General features: G+C 71.7%; 13 protein-coding genes. 9 read left to right on the forward strand and 4 right to left on the reverse strand.

Translation table 11 applies throughout. The annotated features are described in order from the left end of the window. Nucleotides 1-163 precede the first annotated feature (163 nt). The 8 genes from IG64_RS19600 to IG64_RS19635 all read left to right on the forward strand — a co-directional run bounded on the left by IG64_RS19600 (nucleotide 164) and on the right by IG64_RS19635 (nucleotide 11,190). On the forward strand, nucleotides 164-4,297 hold the full coding sequence (locus IG64_RS19600) for a nitrate- and nitrite sensing domain-containing protein (protein WP_037858005.1): 4,134 nt from the start codon (nucleotides 164-166) through the stop codon (nucleotides 4,295-4,297). 9 nt (nucleotides 4,298-4,306) lie between these two features. Next, nucleotides 4,307-4,720 (forward strand): roadblock/LC7 domain-containing protein, encoded by a 414-nt coding sequence (locus tag IG64_RS19605; protein WP_030382516.1) that lies wholly within the window; start codon nucleotides 4,307-4,309, stop codon nucleotides 4,718-4,720. A gap of 110 nt (nucleotides 4,721-4,830) precedes the next feature. Continuing rightward, nucleotides 4,831-5,229 carry a DUF742 domain-containing protein gene (locus IG64_RS19610; protein ID WP_009190816.1) on the forward strand — a complete coding sequence of 133 codons (399 nt, stop codon included), beginning with the start codon at nucleotides 4,831-4,833 and terminating at the stop codon, nucleotides 5,227-5,229. Further along, on the forward strand, nucleotides 5,210-5,785 hold the full coding sequence (locus IG64_RS19615; RefSeq protein ID WP_037858010.1) for a GTP-binding protein: 576 nt from the start codon (nucleotides 5,210-5,212) through the stop codon (nucleotides 5,783-5,785). Before IG64_RS19610 ends, IG64_RS19615 begins: the two co-directional genes overlap by 20 nt. A 431-nt stretch (nucleotides 5,786-6,216) precedes the next feature. Then, nucleotides 6,217-9,531 carry a nitrate- and nitrite sensing domain-containing protein gene (locus IG64_RS19620; RefSeq protein ID WP_037858012.1) on the forward strand — a complete coding sequence of 1,105 codons (3,315 nt, stop codon included), beginning with the start codon at nucleotides 6,217-6,219 and terminating at the stop codon, nucleotides 9,529-9,531. Nucleotides 9,532-9,541: 10 nt separating this feature from the next. Then, on the forward strand, nucleotides 9,542-9,955 hold the full coding sequence (locus IG64_RS19625; protein WP_004983065.1) for a roadblock/LC7 domain-containing protein: 414 nt from the start codon (nucleotides 9,542-9,544) through the stop codon (nucleotides 9,953-9,955). A 97-nt stretch (nucleotides 9,956-10,052) separates the two neighbouring features. Beyond that, complete coding sequence (locus IG64_RS19630) at nucleotides 10,053-10,619, forward strand: DUF742 domain-containing protein (RefSeq protein WP_037858013.1); 567 nt, start codon at nucleotides 10,053-10,055, stop codon at nucleotides 10,617-10,619. Beyond that, a complete protein-coding gene (locus tag IG64_RS19635; RefSeq protein WP_037858015.1) occupies nucleotides 10,600-11,190 on the forward strand; it encodes a GTP-binding protein in 591 nt (196 codons plus the stop codon). The genes IG64_RS19630 and IG64_RS19635 overlap by 20 nt, the downstream gene beginning before the upstream one ends. 67 nt (nucleotides 11,191-11,257) lie before the next feature. Here the strand turns inward: IG64_RS19635 and IG64_RS19640 are convergent, their stop codons facing one another. From IG64_RS19640 to IG64_RS19655, 4 genes are all read right to left on the reverse strand, one after another. Beyond that, entirely contained in the window at nucleotides 11,258-11,452 is a 195-nt protein-coding gene (locus IG64_RS19640; RefSeq protein WP_037858017.1) for an acyl-CoA carboxylase epsilon subunit, read from the reverse strand. A 76-nt stretch (nucleotides 11,453-11,528) separates the two neighbouring features. Next, the gene (locus tag IG64_RS19645; protein WP_037858019.1) at nucleotides 11,529-13,124 is read right to left on the reverse strand and encodes an acyl-CoA carboxylase subunit beta; all 1,596 of its coding nucleotides are present in this window, start codon (nucleotides 13,122-13,124) and stop codon (nucleotides 11,529-11,531) included. 151 nt (nucleotides 13,125-13,275) lie between these two features. After that, the gene (locus tag IG64_RS19650; protein WP_051813121.1) at nucleotides 13,276-15,690 is read right to left on the reverse strand and encodes a polysaccharide lyase 8 family protein; all 2,415 of its coding nucleotides are present in this window, start codon (nucleotides 15,688-15,690) and stop codon (nucleotides 13,276-13,278) included. A gap of 109 nt (nucleotides 15,691-15,799) precedes the next feature. Beyond that, a complete protein-coding gene (locus tag IG64_RS19655; protein ID WP_037858021.1) occupies nucleotides 15,800-16,306 on the reverse strand; it encodes a hypothetical protein in 507 nt (168 codons plus the stop codon). A gap of 259 nt (nucleotides 16,307-16,565) precedes the next feature. Between IG64_RS19655 and IG64_RS19660 the strand changes: the two genes are divergently transcribed. Then, nucleotides 16,566-17,183, forward strand: coding sequence for a YceI family protein (locus IG64_RS19660; protein WP_037858023.1), 618 nt, complete (start codon nucleotides 16,566-16,568; stop codon nucleotides 17,181-17,183). Nucleotides 17,184-17,240 lie beyond the last annotated feature (57 nt).

Consider the following 17,240-nt stretch of genomic DNA (forward strand, 5'->3'; position numbering starts at 1 on the left):
GGCGCGCAGGGGGCGCAACGCAGCGCCGAGTGGGCGGCGAGAAGGGGGAACCAGCGCCGGTCACTCACGACCACCGGGGAGCGTTTTCAGGGCGCTTCCCACGACGCCGACACCGCCTTTCCGCTCGCGTGGAAAGGCGCCTGGTCCAGAGGTTGCGACGCTAGTGCAGGGACGTTTCAAGAGGGATGGCAGCGCTTCGGCGGAGCCGGAGCCGCACGGCGGGACTGGCCCCAAGGCCGTCAGTTCCTCGCCCCAGCACGCCCAGAACCAGGGCCCCGCCCCGTCCGGCGACGGCGCCGCGCGCTCTGGCGGCGCAGCCCCTTCGGCCTCGGCGAAGCCGGCAGCGGCCCCGGCGGCCAAGCCCGCCAAGAGCCCGGCCCCCGTCGGCCCCGGCTCCCGCGTGGCCCTGCGCAACTGGCGCATCTCCACCCGCCTGGTGTCGCTGCTCGCGCTCCCCGTGATCGCGGCCACCACCCTCGGTGCGCTGCGCATCAACCAGAACCTGGACGACATCCAGCAGCTCGACAACATGAAGCTGCTGACGGACATGACCAAGCAGGCCACCGAGCTGGCCGCCGCGCTCCAGGAGGAGCGCGACCAGTCCGCCGGCCCGCTGTCGCACCCCTCCAGCGCGAGCGCGATCACCGTCAAGGGCTTCCGGGACAAGACCGACCGGGCCACGGAGAACTTCCTCGCCGCCTCCGAGGAGATCGACAGCGCCAGCAAGGGCGGCAACCTCCAGGGTGTCCGCGAGACGCTCGTCGGCCTCGCCAGCGAGCTGAACCACCTCGGCAGCATCCGCAAGACGGCGTACGCGCACGAGAAGAACTCGACCCAGACCGTCGAGGCCTACCACCGGCTCATCACCGAGCTGCTCAGCCTCTCCCAGGACATGGCCGAGGCGACCAGCAACCCGGAGATGATCCAGCGCACCCGCGCGCTGTCCGCGTTCTCCTCCGCCAAGGAGTACGCCTCCATCCAGCGTGCCGTCATCGCCGCCGCGCTGCCCGCCAACAACACCTCCGCGGCCAACCTCTCCGAGAACGACCGGCTGTACGCGCAGTCGGCGCTCGACAGCCAGACCTCCGAGATCAACAGCTTCCGCAACATCTACGGCGACGGCGCGGAAGAGCTGATCAAGCCCATGGAGGAGGGCAACCCGACCATCCAGTCGGCGGACACCTACGCCAAGCGCGCCCTGGACAGCAGCAGCGGTCTGGACCAGCAGACCAAGCGCTCCTACCGCGACTGGGTGGACGACAGCTCGACGAAGATCGAGCAGATGAAGAAGATCGAGCACACGCTGCTCGAGGAGATGGAACAGAAGGCCCGTGAGCTGCGCAGCGCCACCGAGCGCGACGCCATCATCTCCGGTGCGCTGATCCTCCTCGTCCTCGGTGTGTCGCTGGTCGGCGCCTTCGTCGTGGCCCGCTCCATGATCCGCTCGCTGCGCCGGCTCCAGGACACCGCGACCAAGGTCGCCCAGGACCGTCTGCCCGAGCTGGTCAAGCAGCTGTCCGAGTCCGACCCGCAGGACGTCGACACGTCCGTGGAGTCGGTCGGTGTGCACTCCCGGGACGAGATCGGCCAGGTGGCCGCGGCCTTCGACGAGGTGCACCGCGAGGCGGTCCGCCTCGCCGCCGAGCAGGCCCTGCTGCGGGGCAACGTCAACGCGATGTTCACCAACCTCTCGCGCCGCTCCCAGGGCCTGATCCAGCGCCAGCTCTCGCTCATCTCCGAGCTGGAGTCCCGCGAGGCCGACCCGGACCAGCTGTCCTCGCTGTTCAAGCTCGACCACCTCGCCACCCGTATGCGCCGTAACGGCGAGAACCTCCTCGTCCTCGCGGGCGAGGAGCCGGGCCGGCGCTGGACCCGTCCGGTCCCGCTGGTCGACGTGCTGCGCGCCGCCGCCTCCGAGGTGGAGCAGTACGAGCGCATCGAGCTGGCCTCCGTGCCGACCACCGAGGTCGCCGGCCGCGTCGTCAACGACCTCGTGCACCTGCTCGCCGAGCTGCTGGAGAACGCGACCTCGTTCTCCTCGCCGCAGACCAAGGTCAAGGTCACCGGTCACGCGCTGCCCGACGGCCGCGTCCTGATCGAGATCCACGACACCGGCATCGGCCTCTCCCCCGAGGACCTCGCCGCGATCAACGAGCGGCTCGCCTCGCCGCCCACCGTGGACGTCTCCGTCTCCCGCCGCATGGGCCTCTTCGTGGTCGGCCGGCTCTCCCAGCGGCACGGCATCCGCATCCAGCTGCGTCCGTCGGACTCCGGCGGCACGACGGCGCTGGTCATGCTGCCGGTGGACGTCGCCCAGGGCGGCAAGAAGCCGGCCCCCGGCAAGCCCGGCGGCCCGTCCGCGGGCGGCCCGGCGGCAGCGGCCGCCGCGGCGGGCGCGGCGGCGGCGCGGCGCCAGAACGGCCAGCAGGGCGGTCCGGCCCTCGGCGCGGGCGCGCCGGCGGGCGGCGCGGGCCGGCTCGGTCCTGGTGCCCAGCGCGGCCAGGTCGGTGCCGGCCAGGGTCCGCGGGCCGCGCTGCCCGGCACGGGCGGCCGTCCGGGCGGTCCCGCCGGTCCGGGCGGAGCGCGCGGGCCGCAGGGTCCGGGCCTGCCGCAGCAGGGCCGTCCCCAGCAGGGCCGTCCGGAACCGGCGGGTGCCGGCTTCGGCGGCCGCGCGCCGGGCGGGCCGCAGGGTCCGCAGGCCGCGGGCCCCGGCGCCCCCCAGGGCTTCGGCGACGGACGGCAGGCCTTCGGCGAGGGCCAGCAGCCGGGCGGCGGCCGTGCGGGCTCCGGCGGTCCCCAGGGCTTCGGCGACGGCCGGCAGGGCGAGGGGCGTCCCGGTTCCGGCGACGGCCGGCGCACCGGTGAACAGCAGGGCTTCGCCGACGGCGGCCGGACGGACGTCTTCGGCGGCGGGCGCGGCGGGCTGCCCCCGCGGCGGGCCGAGGGCGGCGAGCAGGGCAGGCAGCCGCAGCTGCCGTCGCGCGGTGGTCCGCGCGCGGAGCTGCCGGGCGGCAACCCGCAGCCGCGGACGCCGAGTTGGGGCAACGAGAACGCGGCAGGTCCGGCCGCTCTCGACACCCCCCGCGGCCACGACGAGGTGGAGCAGGCGCAGACCTCCCGGATGCCGCGCATCGAGGACCACCAGGGTCCGGGTGCCACGGCCGAGATGCCGGTGCTCCCCGGGCCGGACGGCCGTCGGGCTCCCGGCGCGGCGGCCGACCCGGCGGGCTTCGCCCGGTCCGGTTTCGACGCGCGGCGCCCGCAGGCGAACGACCCGCAGTCCACCGGGCAGTTCCCGGCCCCGACGGGGGACGCCGGGCAGAACACGGGTTCGTTCGTCCGCTCGGACATCTTCGGCCAGGCTGCGCCCGCCCCGCACAACCCCGGGCAGCACAACGCGCCGGGCGCGGCACCGGGCAACCCGTCGGACACGGGCCAGTTCGCCGCCCCGCAGGGCTACGACAGCGGCTCCACCGGCCAGTTCCCCGCCGCACAGAGCTACGACAACGGCTCCACCGGGCAGTTCCCGGCCCCACAGGGCTACGACAACGGCTCCACCGGTCAGTTCGCCACCCCGCAGGGCTACGACAACGGCTCCACCGGCCAGTTCGCCGCCCCCCAGGGCTACGACAACGGCTCCACGGGCCAGTTCCCCCAGACCGGTCAGGACGGTGCGGGCCGGCCCTCGCTGCCGGGCCGTCAGGACCCGTCGGCCACGGGCCAGTTCGAGCGTCCCCAGCCGTCCGGCCCGGCCGACTTCGGCGCCCCGCGCCCGCCGGCCCCGCAGCAGCAGCGGCCCGACGAGCAGCGCGGTCAGGGCGACGAGTGGGCGCTGCCGCCGGCCTCGGGCCCGGGCGACGGCCGCACGCCGCTGTACGACACCCTGGAGACCAACTGGTTCCGCGGTGAACAGCAGCAGGCGGGCGCCCAGCCCCCGCAGCCGCAGGCCCCGCAGGCGCCCGCGGCCCCGCAGGCACCTTCCGCCCCCCAGCGTCCCGCAACCTCCGCCTGGCGCAGCTCGCCGAACGACGAACTCGTCCGGCAGGCAGAACGCGTACGGCAGCCGGCCGCGGGCGGCGTCACCACCTCCGGCCTGCCGCGCCGGGTGCCCAGGGCGAACCTCGTCCCGGGCACGGCTCAGCAGCAACAGCACCAGAACGGTCCGCAGGTCTCGCGTTCGCCCGATGAGGTACGCGGCCGGCTGACCAATCTCCGTCGGGGCATCGCACAGGGTCGTCAGGCCGGTACCGGCCAGACGGGCAGCTTCCCGAGCCCCACTCACCAGCAGGAGCGTTAGTTGAGCCCGATGAGCCAGGCGGCACAGAACCTCAACTGGTTGATCACCAACTTCGTGGACAACACCCCCGGGGTGTCCCACACCGTCGTGGTGTCCGCGGACGGACTTCTTCTGGCGATGTCCGAAGGCTTCCCGCGTGACCGCGCCGACCAGCTCGCCGCCGTCGCGTCCGGCCTCACCTCGTTGACCGCCGGGGCGTCCCGGATCTTCGAGGGCGGCAACGTGGCGCAGACGGTCGTGGAGATGGAGCGCGGCTTTCTGTTCCTGATGTCCATCTCGGACGGGTCGTCCCTCGCGGTACTGGCCCACCCTGAGTGCGACATCGGCCTCGTCGGCTACGAGATGGCGCTGCTCGTCGACCGCGCGGGGGCCGTCCTCACGCCTGACCTGCGCGCCGAACTACAGGGCAGTCTGCTCCACTGACCGGCCCCGGCACCACCCGCGTCACCAAATCACCGTCCGGCCGCCACAATCCCCCCACCGGCCCGTCCGACGGCTTGCCCGACCGACTTGCTGTCCCGCCCGGAGGATTCATGACCCCGCCCACCGCCCATCATGATCCGTACGCCGAGCCGTACGGGGACGAGGGCGACCAGCCGCTGGTTCGTCCGTACGCGATGACCGGCGGCCGGACCCGGCCGCGCTACCAGCTCGCCATCGAGGCGCTGATCAGCACCACGGCCGACCCGGCAGCGCTGATGGGACTGCTCCCGGAGCACCAGCGGATCTGCCATCTGTGCCGCGAGGTGAAATCCGTCGCCGAGGTGTCGGCGCTCCTGGCGATGCCGCTGGGTGTGGCGCGGATCCTCGTCGCGGACCTGGCCGAGGCCGGTCTGGTGGCCATCCACCAGCCGGGCGGCGACGAGAACAACGGCGGCGCACCGGATGTGACGCTGCTCGAAAGGGTGCTCAGTGGACTTCGCAAGCTCTGACGGGGGCCGGGCCACCACCTCCGCGAAGATCGTGGTGGCGGGTGGTTTCGGCGTCGGCAAGACGACCTTCGTCGGTGCCGTCTCGGAGATCAACCCGCTGCGCACAGAGGCCGTGATGACGTCCGCCTCGGCGGGCATCGACGACCTCACGCACACCGGGGACAAGACCACCACGACCGTGGCCATGGACTTCGGCCGCATCACGCTCGACCAGGACCTGATCCTGTACCTGTTCGGCACGCCCGGCCAGGACCGGTTCTGGTTCATGTGGGACGACCTGGTGCGCGGTGCGATCGGCGCGGTGGTGCTCGTGGACACCCGGCGCCTGGCCGACTGCTTCCCCGCGGTCGACTACTTCGAGAACAGCGGGCTGCCGTTCGTCATCGCCCTCAACGGCTTCGACGGCCAGCAGCCGTACACACCGGACGAGGTCCGCGAGGCGCTGCAGATCGGGCCCGACGCACCGATCATCACCACCGACGCCCGGCACCGCACGGACGCCAAGTCGGCGCTGATCACGCTCGTCGAGCACGCGCTCATGGCCCGGCTGAGGTAACACCAGGACACATTTCGCATAGCGCCCAAGTCGGCAGGGCTGTACGGCAGTTGCCGTAGACGCACCGGAGCCGGCTGTGTCCTTGGACACGGCCGGCCCCGGTGTTCATAACGTTTCGGCAGAGGAATCGGGTGGCACCGCCACGCGTCGCACACATGTGGTCTCGCTGCGCACATGAGCATCCCGCCATTTGACGCGGCTCGCTCTTTATGACCGTTTTATCTGGGACTTACATCACTTCGAATCGGTGGTTTCCACTGTTTGGAAGAGCGCATGTCGGCGTGCTGGAATGCCTGAACTGCCCCATGGTCGAAGACGTACTCATCGGTGCCCCGGTTCCCTCCGGTCCTGATGTCCGTCCGCGCCGGACGGGGCTCTGAGACACTGCGGCACAACAGTTGGGTGCCGACCGCCGAGAGGTTGTTGGTCGAGTGAGGCGAAGCAAGAGCGGCCCCGAGCCGTCGGCACGGGGCAACTTCACCCCGCCGCAGCGCGGCGCGGCGCCGGCACACGTGCCCGGTTCGGAGCCTGCCGACACTCCCCCGCCGAGCGGCGGGCGCCTCTCCCCGCGCAACTGGCGGGTGCCCACCCGGCTGAACGCGATCCTGCTCATACCCGTGCTGGTCGGCCTCGTCATGGGCGGTTTCCAGGTCAAGAGTTCCATCGACACCTGGCAGGACGCCCAGGACGCCGAGAACACCGCACGCCTGGTACGGGCCTCGCTGACCTACGCCAACGCCCTCTACAACGAGCGCGACACCAGCGCCGCTCCCCTGCTCCAGGGCAAGGGTGCGAACGACTCCGCCGTCGCCCAGGCCCGGCACCTCACCGACCAGGCCGCCGACGCCTTCGACAAGGCCGCCGAGAACATGCCGCACAAGGCCGGCGTGGAGCGCCGGCTGAAGCTGTTCCGGCAGACCGAGCCGCAGCTGCGGTCGCTGCGCGCCGCCGCGTACACCTCCAAGCTGAACGGCGTGCGGACCGAGGAGGGCTACGTCCAGGTCGCGCACCCGCTGATGGAGTTCGCCAACGAGCTGGGCCTGGGCACCGGCAACATCACCTCCTACGGCCGCACGGTCTACGCCATCTCCCTGACCAAGGCGGCCCTGTCGCTGGAACGCTCGATCGGCATGCACCTGCTGATCAAGCCGGGTCCGGACGACGGCAACCTGGCCAGCCAGCGCATCGCCCTGTCCTCCTACGCCTACCTGGAGAACATCGCCGTCGAGGAGTACCTCGGCGGCGGCACCCAGGCGGACGCGGACAAGCTGGACGCGCAGAAGAAGGACATCCAGGCCAGGGCCGCCGAGATGGCGCAGGACGCCAAGGGCAAGGAGCCCGGCTACGTGCCCCCGCCGTCCGACCCGCAGAAGATGGTCACGGCGCTCGCCACGCTGAAGGACACCGGTCCCGCCACCCGCCAGGCGCTGGCCGCCAAGGGTGTCACCGCGCAGAACTGGTGGGCCGTCAACACCCTCAAGTTCGATGCCTACCGCAAGATCGAGTCGGACATGGCCGACACCGCGGTGAACGAGGCCGCCGGCATCGCCGACGACGCCAAGCAGTCGACGTTCATCACCGGTGCCGTCGTCGTCGTCGCCCTGCTCGCCGCCTTCCTCCTGGCCGGCCTGGTGGCCCGCCAGATGAGCCGCTCCATGCGCCGGCTGCGCAACGCCGCCTTCGGCATCGCCGAGCAGCGCCTGCCGATGCTGGTCGACCAGCTCTCCCGCACCGACCCCGGCCGGGTCGACACCCGGGTCGCGCCGATCCCGATCACCTCGACCGACGAGATCGGCGAGGTCGCCCGCGCCTTCGACCAGGTGCACCGCGAGGCCGTCCGGCTCGCCGCCGAGCAGGCCCTGCTGCGGGGCAACATCAACGCCATCTTCACCAACCTCTCGCGCCGCAACCAGTCGCTGATCGAGGGCCAGCTGACCCTGATCACCGACCTGGAGAACAACGAGGCCGACCCGGACCAGCTGGAGAACCTCTTCCGTCTGGACCACCTGGCCACCCGTATGCGCCGCAACGGCGAGAACCTCCTGGTCCTCGCGGGCGAGGAGCCCGGCCGCCGCTGGGACCAGCCGGTCCCGCTGGTCGACGTGCTGCGCGCCGCCTCCTCCGAGGTGGAGCAGTACGAGCGCATCGAGCTGTCCGGTGTCCCGGAGGCGGAGATCCACGGCCGGGCCGTCACCGACCTCGTGCACCTGCTGGCCGAGCTGCTGGAGAACGCCACCACGTTCTCCTCGCCGCAGACCAAGGTCCGCGTCACCGCGACCCGGCTGCCGGACGGCCGGGTCATGGTCGAGATCCACGACAAGGGCATCGGCCTTACCGCCGAGGACTTCGCGGACATCAACCACAAGCTGGCCAACCCGCCCACCGTGGACGTCGCGATCTCCCAGCGCATGGGCCTGTTCGTGGTCGGCCGCCTCGCCGACCGGCACGGCATCCGGGTCCAGCTGCGCCCCTCCGGCGAGCAGGCCGGAACCACCTCCCTGGTCATGCTGCCCGACGCCATCACGCACGGCGGCGGCGGCGAACAGGGCACGGGCGGCGACGAGTTCACCGTGCCGCAGATCATCCCCGAGCAGCAGTTCCAGGGCGAGGACTTCGGCCGCAGCCAGGTCCCGCCGATGCGTACGGCCGCGGAACTCGGCTTCGACGACAGCCGCTACGGCGAGGTGCCCGACGACATCCGGGACCTGGACCCGGTCGGCCGCTCCCTCAAGCGCGAGGAGCGCCGGGCGACCCTGGAGGCCCAGACGCCGGACCAGCCGGCCGCCCCCGGGGCGTCCGCCCACGCCGACGACGCCACCGGCCACCGGCAGGCGTACGACACCGGACAGCAGCAGCAGCCGTACGGCGCCGGGCAGCAGCAGGCCTACGACACGGGACAGCAGCAGCCGTACGACACCGGCGGGACGGTCTTCCCGCCGCAGCAGCCCGGTTACGACCAGCGCACGGCCTACGAGGAGCAGCAGCAGACGGCGTACGAGCCGCAGGGGCAGCCGTCGTACGAGCAGACGTACTACGCGCCGGACGGCGGGGTGCCGCTGGACGGCGGGTACGCCACGGCCGCCGGTTACCCGGATCCCGCCGCCTATGCGGAGCCGGGGCAGCAGGAGCAGGCGGGCGCCGCCGCCGACGCGTACACCGGTTTCCAGGCCCAGCCCTACCAGGACGACTGGCCGCAGCCGGACGGTTATCCGAACAACTACGCGGACCAGTACGCTCCGCAAGCGGAATCCGCGCAGGCCGCTGACGCGCGGGACGCGGAAGCCGTAGGCTTCGACGGACCGGACCCGGCCTCCCCGGCCGGTCACGAGCTGACCGACGCCGGCCTGCCGCGCCGCGGCTCCTCCGCCGGCGGTGCGAACGGCACGGGGCCCGCGCCCCGTCAGACGCCGGACCCGGCCGCCGGCGGCAACGGCGACAGCGGCTGGCGCTCCGCCAACGACGAGCGGTGGCAGCAGGCCTCGCAGCTCAAGAAGCCCAAGGCGGGCGGGGTCACCTCCTCCGGCCTGCCGCGTCGGGTGCCCAAGGCCAACCTGGTCGAGGGCACCGCGGAATCGACCCCGCAGGGCGGCCCACAGGTCTCCCGCGCTCCCGAGGACGTCCGGGGCAGGTTGAGCAACCTGCGCCAGGGCGTACAGCGGGGGCGCAGCGCAGGAAGTGAAAAGAACGGCCAGGCCACAAGGAATGAACACAGTGGTCCTGACAGCACCTACAACCAGGAGCGTTAGTGTGAGCCCGATGAGCCAGGCGGCACAGAACCTGAACTGGTTGATCACCAACTTCGTGGACAACACCCCCGGGGTGTCCCACACCGTGGTGGTCTCCGCCGACGGACTCCTTCTGGCGATGTCCGAAGGCTTCCCCCGCGACCGTGCCGACCAGCTCGCGGCCGTCGCCTCCGGTCTGACCTCGCTGACCGCGGGTGCCTCGCGCATCTTCGAGGGCGGCAGCGTGAACCAGACGGTTGTGGAGATGGAGCGGGGATTCCTCTTCATCATGTCCATCTCCGACGGTTCGTCCCTCGCCGTACTTGCCCACCCGGAAGCGGACATCGGTCTCATCGGGTACGAAATGGCCCTTCTGGTGGACCGCGCGGGCACGGTCCTGACGCCGGACCTGCGCGCCGAACTCCAGGGAAGCCTTCTCAACTGAAAGACAGACGGTGCGTCGCGGCGTCCCGGGGCCGTAAGGTTTCGGGACGCGGCTTCCACTCGGTTGGGTGCCCGGCGCAGTCGGAGGAGGAGTAAGAGTGGCAACACACCCAGGAGGTTCGTCCTCGGGCAACTGGTCGTACGGCCCCGCGCAGGGCCACGGCGACGGCCAGGCGAACCCGTACGCCTACCCCTCCCCCTACCACCAGCAGCCGTACGCCCCGCAGGGCCCCGGCCCTTCGCCGTACGACCAGCCGCCGGCGCCGCGCATCCAGCCGGTGCAGCCGCAGCGACGCACCCCTGAGCCGGCGCCCGCGGCGTCGAACAACCCACTGGTCCGCCCGTACGCCATGACGGGCGGCCGCACCAGGCCCCGGTACCAGCTCGCCATCGAGGCCCTGGTGCACACCACCGCGCAACCGCACCAGATGCAGGGCCAGTTGCCCGAACATCAGCGGATCTGCCATCTGTGCCGCGAGATCAAGTCGGTGGCCGAGATCTCGGCCCTGCTGACGATTCCTCTCGGCGTGGCCAGGATCCTCGTCGCCGACTTGGCGGAGGCGGGCCTGGTCGCCATCCATCAGCCCGGCGGCGACGAGAACGCCGGCGGCCAGCCAGACGTGACACTGCTCGAAAGGGTGCTCAGTGGACTTCGCAAGCTCTAGCGGAGGGCCGGTTTCTCAGAGTCGCTCCACCACCTCCGCGAAGATCGTGGTGGCGGGCGGCTTCGGCGTGGGCAAGACCACGTTCGTCGGCGCCGTCTCGGAGATCAACCCGCTGCGCACAGAGGCCGTCATGACGTCTGCGTCGGCGGGCATCGACGACCTCACCCACACCGGGGACAAGACCACCACCACGGTGGCCATGGACTTCGGCCGCATCACCCTCGACCAGGACCTGATCCTCTACCTGTTCGGCACGCCCGGCCAGGACCGCTTCTGGTTCATGTGGGACGACCTGGTCCGCGGCGCGATCGGCGCCGTCGTGCTGGTCGACACGAGGAGGCTCGCCGACTGCTTCCCCGCCGTCGACTACTTCGAGAACAGCGGGCTGCCGTTCGTCATCGCCCTCAACGGCTTCGACGGCAACCAGCCCTACGGTCCCGACGAGGTCCGCGAGGCCCTGCAGATCGGCCCGGACACCCCGATCATCACGACCGACGCCCGCCACCGCGCGGACGCCAAGTCGACGCTGATCACGCTGGTCGAGCACGCGCTCATGGCCCGGCTGCGGTAGCCGCACCGCGCAGGACGACGACGAAGGGCCCCTCTCCCGGGAGAGGGGCCCTTCGTCGTCGTGCGGGTCAGTGCCAGCTGTGCGGGGCGCGGAAGCCGTTCTCGCGCTCCAGGCGGCGCCAGCCGGCCCGGGGGCGGCCGCGGTGGGCCGGGGCGGTCTCGGCGGGGCGGGCCGCCGCGCGGGCCAGGAGTATGGCCGTCAGGGCGGCGACTTCCTCGGGCTCGGCGTGGCCCTTCTCGACGCGGATGTCAGGCATGTCCATGGGTGTCAGTCTCCGTGGCTGAGGGGTCCGCGGGACGACCGCGGCACGTCCGCCGGGTGACCGGCGGACGTTGCGGTCACTGCGGCGGGTTGCCGTGCTTGCGGGAGGGCAGGTCGGCGTGCTTGGTGTGCAGCATCGCCAGCGAGCGGATGAGGACCTCCCGGGTCTCGGACGGGTCGATGACGTCGTCCACGAGACCGCGCTCGGCGGCGTAGTAGGGGTGCATCAGCTCGGCCTTGTACTCCTTGACCATCTTCTGCCGCATGGCCTCGGGGTCGGGAGCGTCGGCGATCTGGCGGCGGAAGATGACGTTGGCAGCGCCCTCCGCGCCCATCACCGCGATCTCGTTGGTCGGCCAGGCGTACGTGAGGTCCGCGCCGATCGACTGGGAGTCCATCACGATGTACGCACCTCCGTACGCCTTGCGCAGGATCAGCGAGATCCGCGGCACGGTGGCGTTGCAGTACGCGTACAGCAGCTTCGCGCCGTGCCGGATGATCCCGCCGTGCTCCTGGTCGACACCGGGCAGGAACCCCGGCACGTCCAGCAGAGTGACGATCGGAATGTTAAAAGCGTCACACATCTGGACAAAGCGCGCAGCTTTTTCGCTCGCCTCGATGTCGAGGACACCGGCGAGGACCTGCGGCTGGTTGGCGATGATGCCGACGACCTGGCCGTCCATCCGGGCCAGCGCGCAGACGATGTTGCGCGCCCAGCGCTCGTGGACCTCCAGGTACTCGCCGTCGTCGACGATCTCCTCGATCACCTTGGCCATGTCGTACGGCCGGTTGCCGTCGGCCGGGACCAGGTCGAGGAGCACGTCGGAGCGGCGGTCGGCGGGGTCGGAGCACTCCACGCGGGGCGGGTTCTCGCGGTTGTTCTGCGGGAGCAGGGAGAGGAGGTAGCGGACCTCGGCGATGCAGGTCTCCTCGTCGTCGTAGGCGAAGTGGCACACGCCCGACGTCTCGGCGTGCACGTCCGCGCCGCCCAGCCCGTTCTGCGTGATCTCCTCGCCCGTGACGGCCTTGACCACGTCCGGACCGGTGATGAACATCTGCGAGGTCTCACGGACCATGAACACGAAGTCCGTCAGCGCCGGGCTGTAGGCCGCACCGCCCGCGCACGGGCCGAGCATCACGCTGATCTGCGGGATGACGCCCGACGCCTTCGTGTTGCGCTGGAAGATGCCGCCGTACCCGGCCAGTGCCGAGACGCCTTCCTGGATCCGGGCGCCCGCACCGTCGTTCAGCGACACCAGCGGCGCGCCCGCCGCGATCGCCATGTCCATGATCTTGTGGATCTTCGTCGCGTGCGCCTCGCCCAGCGCGCCGCCGAAGATCCGGAAGTCGTGGGCGTACACGAAGACCGTCCGGCCCTCCACCGTGCCCCAGCCGGTGACCACACCGTCGGTGTACGGCTTCTTGGACTCCAGGCCGAAGCCGGACGCCCGGTGCCGGCGCAGCTGCTCGACCTCCTGGAAGGACCCCGCGTCCAGGAGCAGCTCGATCCGCTCCCGCGCCGTCAGCTTGCCCTTCGCGTGCTGCGCCGCGGTCGCCTTCTCGCTCGGCCCCGCCACCGCCTGCGCACGGATCCCGTGCAGCTCGGCGACCCGGCCGCGCGCGTCAGCCGGCTCGCCGGTGGGCTCACCCGTCGTCTCTTCCAAAACGGTCATGTAGCGACCTTACGAAGGACACCAAGGAAAGCGAGCCGTCGACTCCGTACAGTCTCCGGCCCGTTTTCCTGGTACCACTGAACAGAACCTGGGCGCCGTGCAGCCTTTCCGACTGCTCAGAGGGGATCGGCGTTGTAGAGGTCACACAAAGTCAGGGTGCGAGAGCCACCTCACATTCATGGGTGGCACATGCCTTCCCCGGAGTGACACGCAGACCCAGATGGGTGCCTCGCCGGACCACCTCGACGGTGTCGTCGGCCCGCAGCACGCGGTGCACCGGACGGCCCCCGGTGTCCCAGACGATCTCCAGCGGCTCACCGGTGCGCGGCGGCTCGCTCACGCAGAGCGTAGCGGTACCGCCCTGACGGCGGACCAGCACACTGGCGCCGCCCGACGCGGTGAGGGCTCCCACGGTACCGGCCTGCCAGAAGGTGGCGGCGAGCAGGCCGAGCGAGGGCACGGAGACCGCCTGGCGGCCGGCGTCGTTGGCGAGGACCGTCGTCCAGTGCCGGTCGGCGGCGCGCGCGGCGACGGCCCGCCGGGAGGCGCCGGGCATGAGGACGTACGCGCAGGAGGCGCCGTCCGGGTCGGTGCCGTGGTCGATCCAGAGGGTCTGCCAGCGCCTCGTGCGGCGCTCGGGCGAGCTGGTGGTGTTGATGTCGGACCAGGCGCCCGTGCGGTCCTCGCGCAGCGCCTTCAGCTCCGGGCGGCCGGGCCGGGGGCCGTGGCCGGTGGCGGGGAGGACCCAGCCGCCGTGCCCCTCCAGATGGGCCCAGCCGTCCCCGCGGACGAACGCCTGGGTGCCGTCCTCCCCCAGGTTGCGGTTGTCGACGACGGTCTCGACCGGCACGCCGTCGGCGCAGGTGATCCCGGCGGTCAGGCAGATGACGGCGTCGTCGGCGAAGAACCAGGACTTGCGCGCTTCGAGCGTGGAGCCGAGCCCCTTGACGTGCTGTCCGATCGCCGCGTACGTGCCGTCCGTGGTGCCGCCGACCCAGCGGACGCCGGGGCGGGAGGCGCCCCACTCGCCGCCCGCGCGGTCGGCGAGGCGTCTGGTGGAGACGGTGGTGCCGGGCAGCCGGTACCAGTCGACGGTCGGCCAGAACCAGTCCGTGTACTGGTCGGTGGGCTCGCCCGCCGCCCACCACAGGAGCATGCCGGCGCCGGTGTGCCAGCCGCGCGGGTTCTCGCCGTTGCCGCACTCGTAGTAGGTGATGCGGTCGCTGGCCATGGAGAGGCCGGCGGTGAAGCGGGGACGGCGGTGGACGGCGCGGTCCATGGCCGGGAACAGGCGGTGGCCCGGCGGTTCGGGCGCGGCGGCCACGGGCGAGCCGGCGACCGCGTGCAGCCGGGCGAGGTCGGCTACGTCGAACTGGGGGGCGGTGAGGAGGGGGGTGACGGTGTCCCGTTCGATCCAGCCCTTCACGCGGGCGTGCCAGCGCTCGCGTTCGGCCGGGCTCGCGCCCTCGGCGAGCAGGGCGATGGCGGCGATCAGTCCCTGCCCGTGGAAGTGGTCGCTGCGCAGGACGTGCCGGTCGTCGCCGGTGAGGTAACCCCGGCTGATCGCACGGCCGTTGACGCTGTCCATCACGAGTCCGTCGTGGATGAGCGGGGCGTAGGCGCGCTCGACGCTGTCGAGGATGTTCTGCCGGTTCGGGTCGGTGACCTCCCAGGGCGACCCGGCCAGCAGCGCGAAGAGCCGGCCCAGCCCGTCCAGCATGACCTGGCCGTACGTTCCCGAGTAGGCGACGTCGGTGTGCTGGACGAACGACCCGTCGGCGTAGAGCCCGTCGCCGGCGGTGACGTACGGGAAGACGGGCGAGAGGGCGTCGCGGGCCAGGGCGGTCTTCTGCGGGGCCCGGCCGAGGATGCCGCGCAGGGCGACGCTGCGGCACAGGTCGACGCGGTTGGCGCCGGTGGAGGTGCCGGAGTAGTCGCGCAGCACCGCGTCCGGGACGAAGTGGTCCACGGCGGCGCAGGCGGCGGCGAGCTGTGCGGCGGTGAGGTGGTCGTGGAGGGCGGCCGTGATGTCCATGAGCAGGCGCGGGCTGCCGATCTGCCACTCCCACCAGTTGCCGTAGGGCGTGGTGCCGGGGTGGTAGACGGTGGCGGAGAGGTGGTCGAGGCCGCGCAGCACGTCCGCGAGGAGGGCGGGGTCGCCGGTGGACCCGGTGCCGGGCTGGACGAAGGCCCGGGCCATCGTCCACAGCCTGCCGTAGGCGGCCGTGATGCCGGAGGGCGGGTCGAAGGGGAGGCCGGGCCACAGGGAGGCCGGGGCGGGGGCCATGGTGGCCCGGAAGCCGCGGGCCAGCCGGCCGGTCTCGGCGAGCCGGGAGGCGTAGGGCTCGGCGGCGGGGTCGTAGCCGGTGCCGAGGGCGATGGCGAGCCAGCGGGCGCGCAGGGCGTCGAAGGGGTCGTCGGAGGCGCCGGACGCGCCCGGCGTGCCGAGCGCCGCCGCGGGGGCGGTGCCGCCGGCCGCGAGGAGGGCGGCGGTGAGCAGGACCGTGCGGCGGGTGGGTCGTACGAAGGCTCCGGGGGCGGGGGTCCCTTGCTGATGCTTCGTCATGGGGACTGGTTAGCCGCGGGCCGGGCGTCCGTCAACGGTGCCGGACCCCGCGGGCGGTGGCGGCGCGGTGCCGCCGCCACCGCCCGCGGGACGGGCGCGGCCTTCCGGGTCAGCAGCCGCCGCAGTTGTAGTAGAGGACGTCCCAGTGGTTGCCCTCGTCGGCGTAGATGTTGCCGGAGCCGGACTTGTACTGCGGGGCTCCGTCGCCGCGCAGGCCGATGTAGGTGAAGGCGTTCTTGACGTAGCTGGTCACGCAGGTGTTCTTGCCGTAGTCGAGCTTGTACCCGTTCCAGTGGGAGTAGGTGCCCGAGGCGTGGCCGGTCTCGGTGCCGCCCGTGATGTTCAGGGCGCAGCCGCTGGCGCTCTTGAGGGTCTGGGCGCCCTGGGCGGTGGGGAGGTTGAGCTGGTCGAAGGATGTACAGGTCGGGTTGTTGCGGTCCGAGCAGTTGCCGGAGGAGGACCAGGTGATGCCCGACTGGCGGAACATCCCGGTCGCAGTGGCGTGGCTGATCTTGGTGACGGCGAAGGCGTCGGTCGCGGTGCCGACGACGGCGACGCCGGGGGCGACGACGAGGGCGAGGGCGGTGACGACGGCACGGGCCTTGGTGGTCTGCATGTGGGTCCCCTTCCTGCGGTGGGCCGGGCTTGCTGTGCGACGGCTGTGCAGGTGGTGCACGCAGATGGTGCCCGAGGTCTACGCGCGTTCGCCAGAGGGCGGCCGGAGTGACCGTGCGTGAGCCGGAGAACACGCCGCGGATGATGTTGAAAGTTGAACGGAATGGGGCTACTGTCGTCCCTGTTGGTTCTAGTTGAACATTCAACGTCCTCGGCGTTCCCCTTGACGCCGAGCGCACCCCGTCCCCAAGGAGCACGCCATGGGCATCTTCGGCCGCAAGAACGACACCGAGACCACCGCCACCGCGTCCGTCCCGGCCCCCGCCACGGCGCCCGAGACGGCCGCGCTGACCGGCGAGTACACCATCGACCCCGCGCACACCACGCTCGGGTTCGTCGCGCGGCACGCCATGGTCACCAACGTCAAGGGCACCTTCACGGACTTCACGGGCACCCTGCACCTGGACGGCACCGACCCGTCCAGGTCCACGGCCACGCTCGACATCACGATGGACAGCATCGACACCGGCAACGCGGACCGCGACGGGCACCTCAAGAGCGCGGACTTCTTCCGGACCGACGAGTTCCCGACGATGACCTTCCGCTCCACCGCGGCCGAGTCCCTGGGCGGCGACGACTACCGCATCACCGGCGACCTGTCCATCCTCGGCGTCACCAAGCCGATCAGCATCGACCTGGAGTTCAACGGCGCCGCCAAGGACCCCTTCGGCAACGAGCGCGTCGGCTTCGAGGGCAAGGCCGAGATCCTGCGCTCCGAGTGGGGCCTGACCTGGAACGCGGCGCTGGAGACGGGCGGCGTCCTGGTCTCCGACAAGATCAAGCTCAACTTCGACATCTCGGCCATCAAGCAGGGCTGAGCGCTCCCCGGGCACCTTCTCGCGGGGAACCGCGGAGGATCCCGGGCAGGTGACGGA

The sequence above is a fragment of the Streptomyces sp. NRRL S-340 genome (assembly GCF_000720185.1).
Lineage (GTDB): Bacteria > Actinomycetota > Actinomycetes > Streptomycetales > Streptomycetaceae > Streptomyces.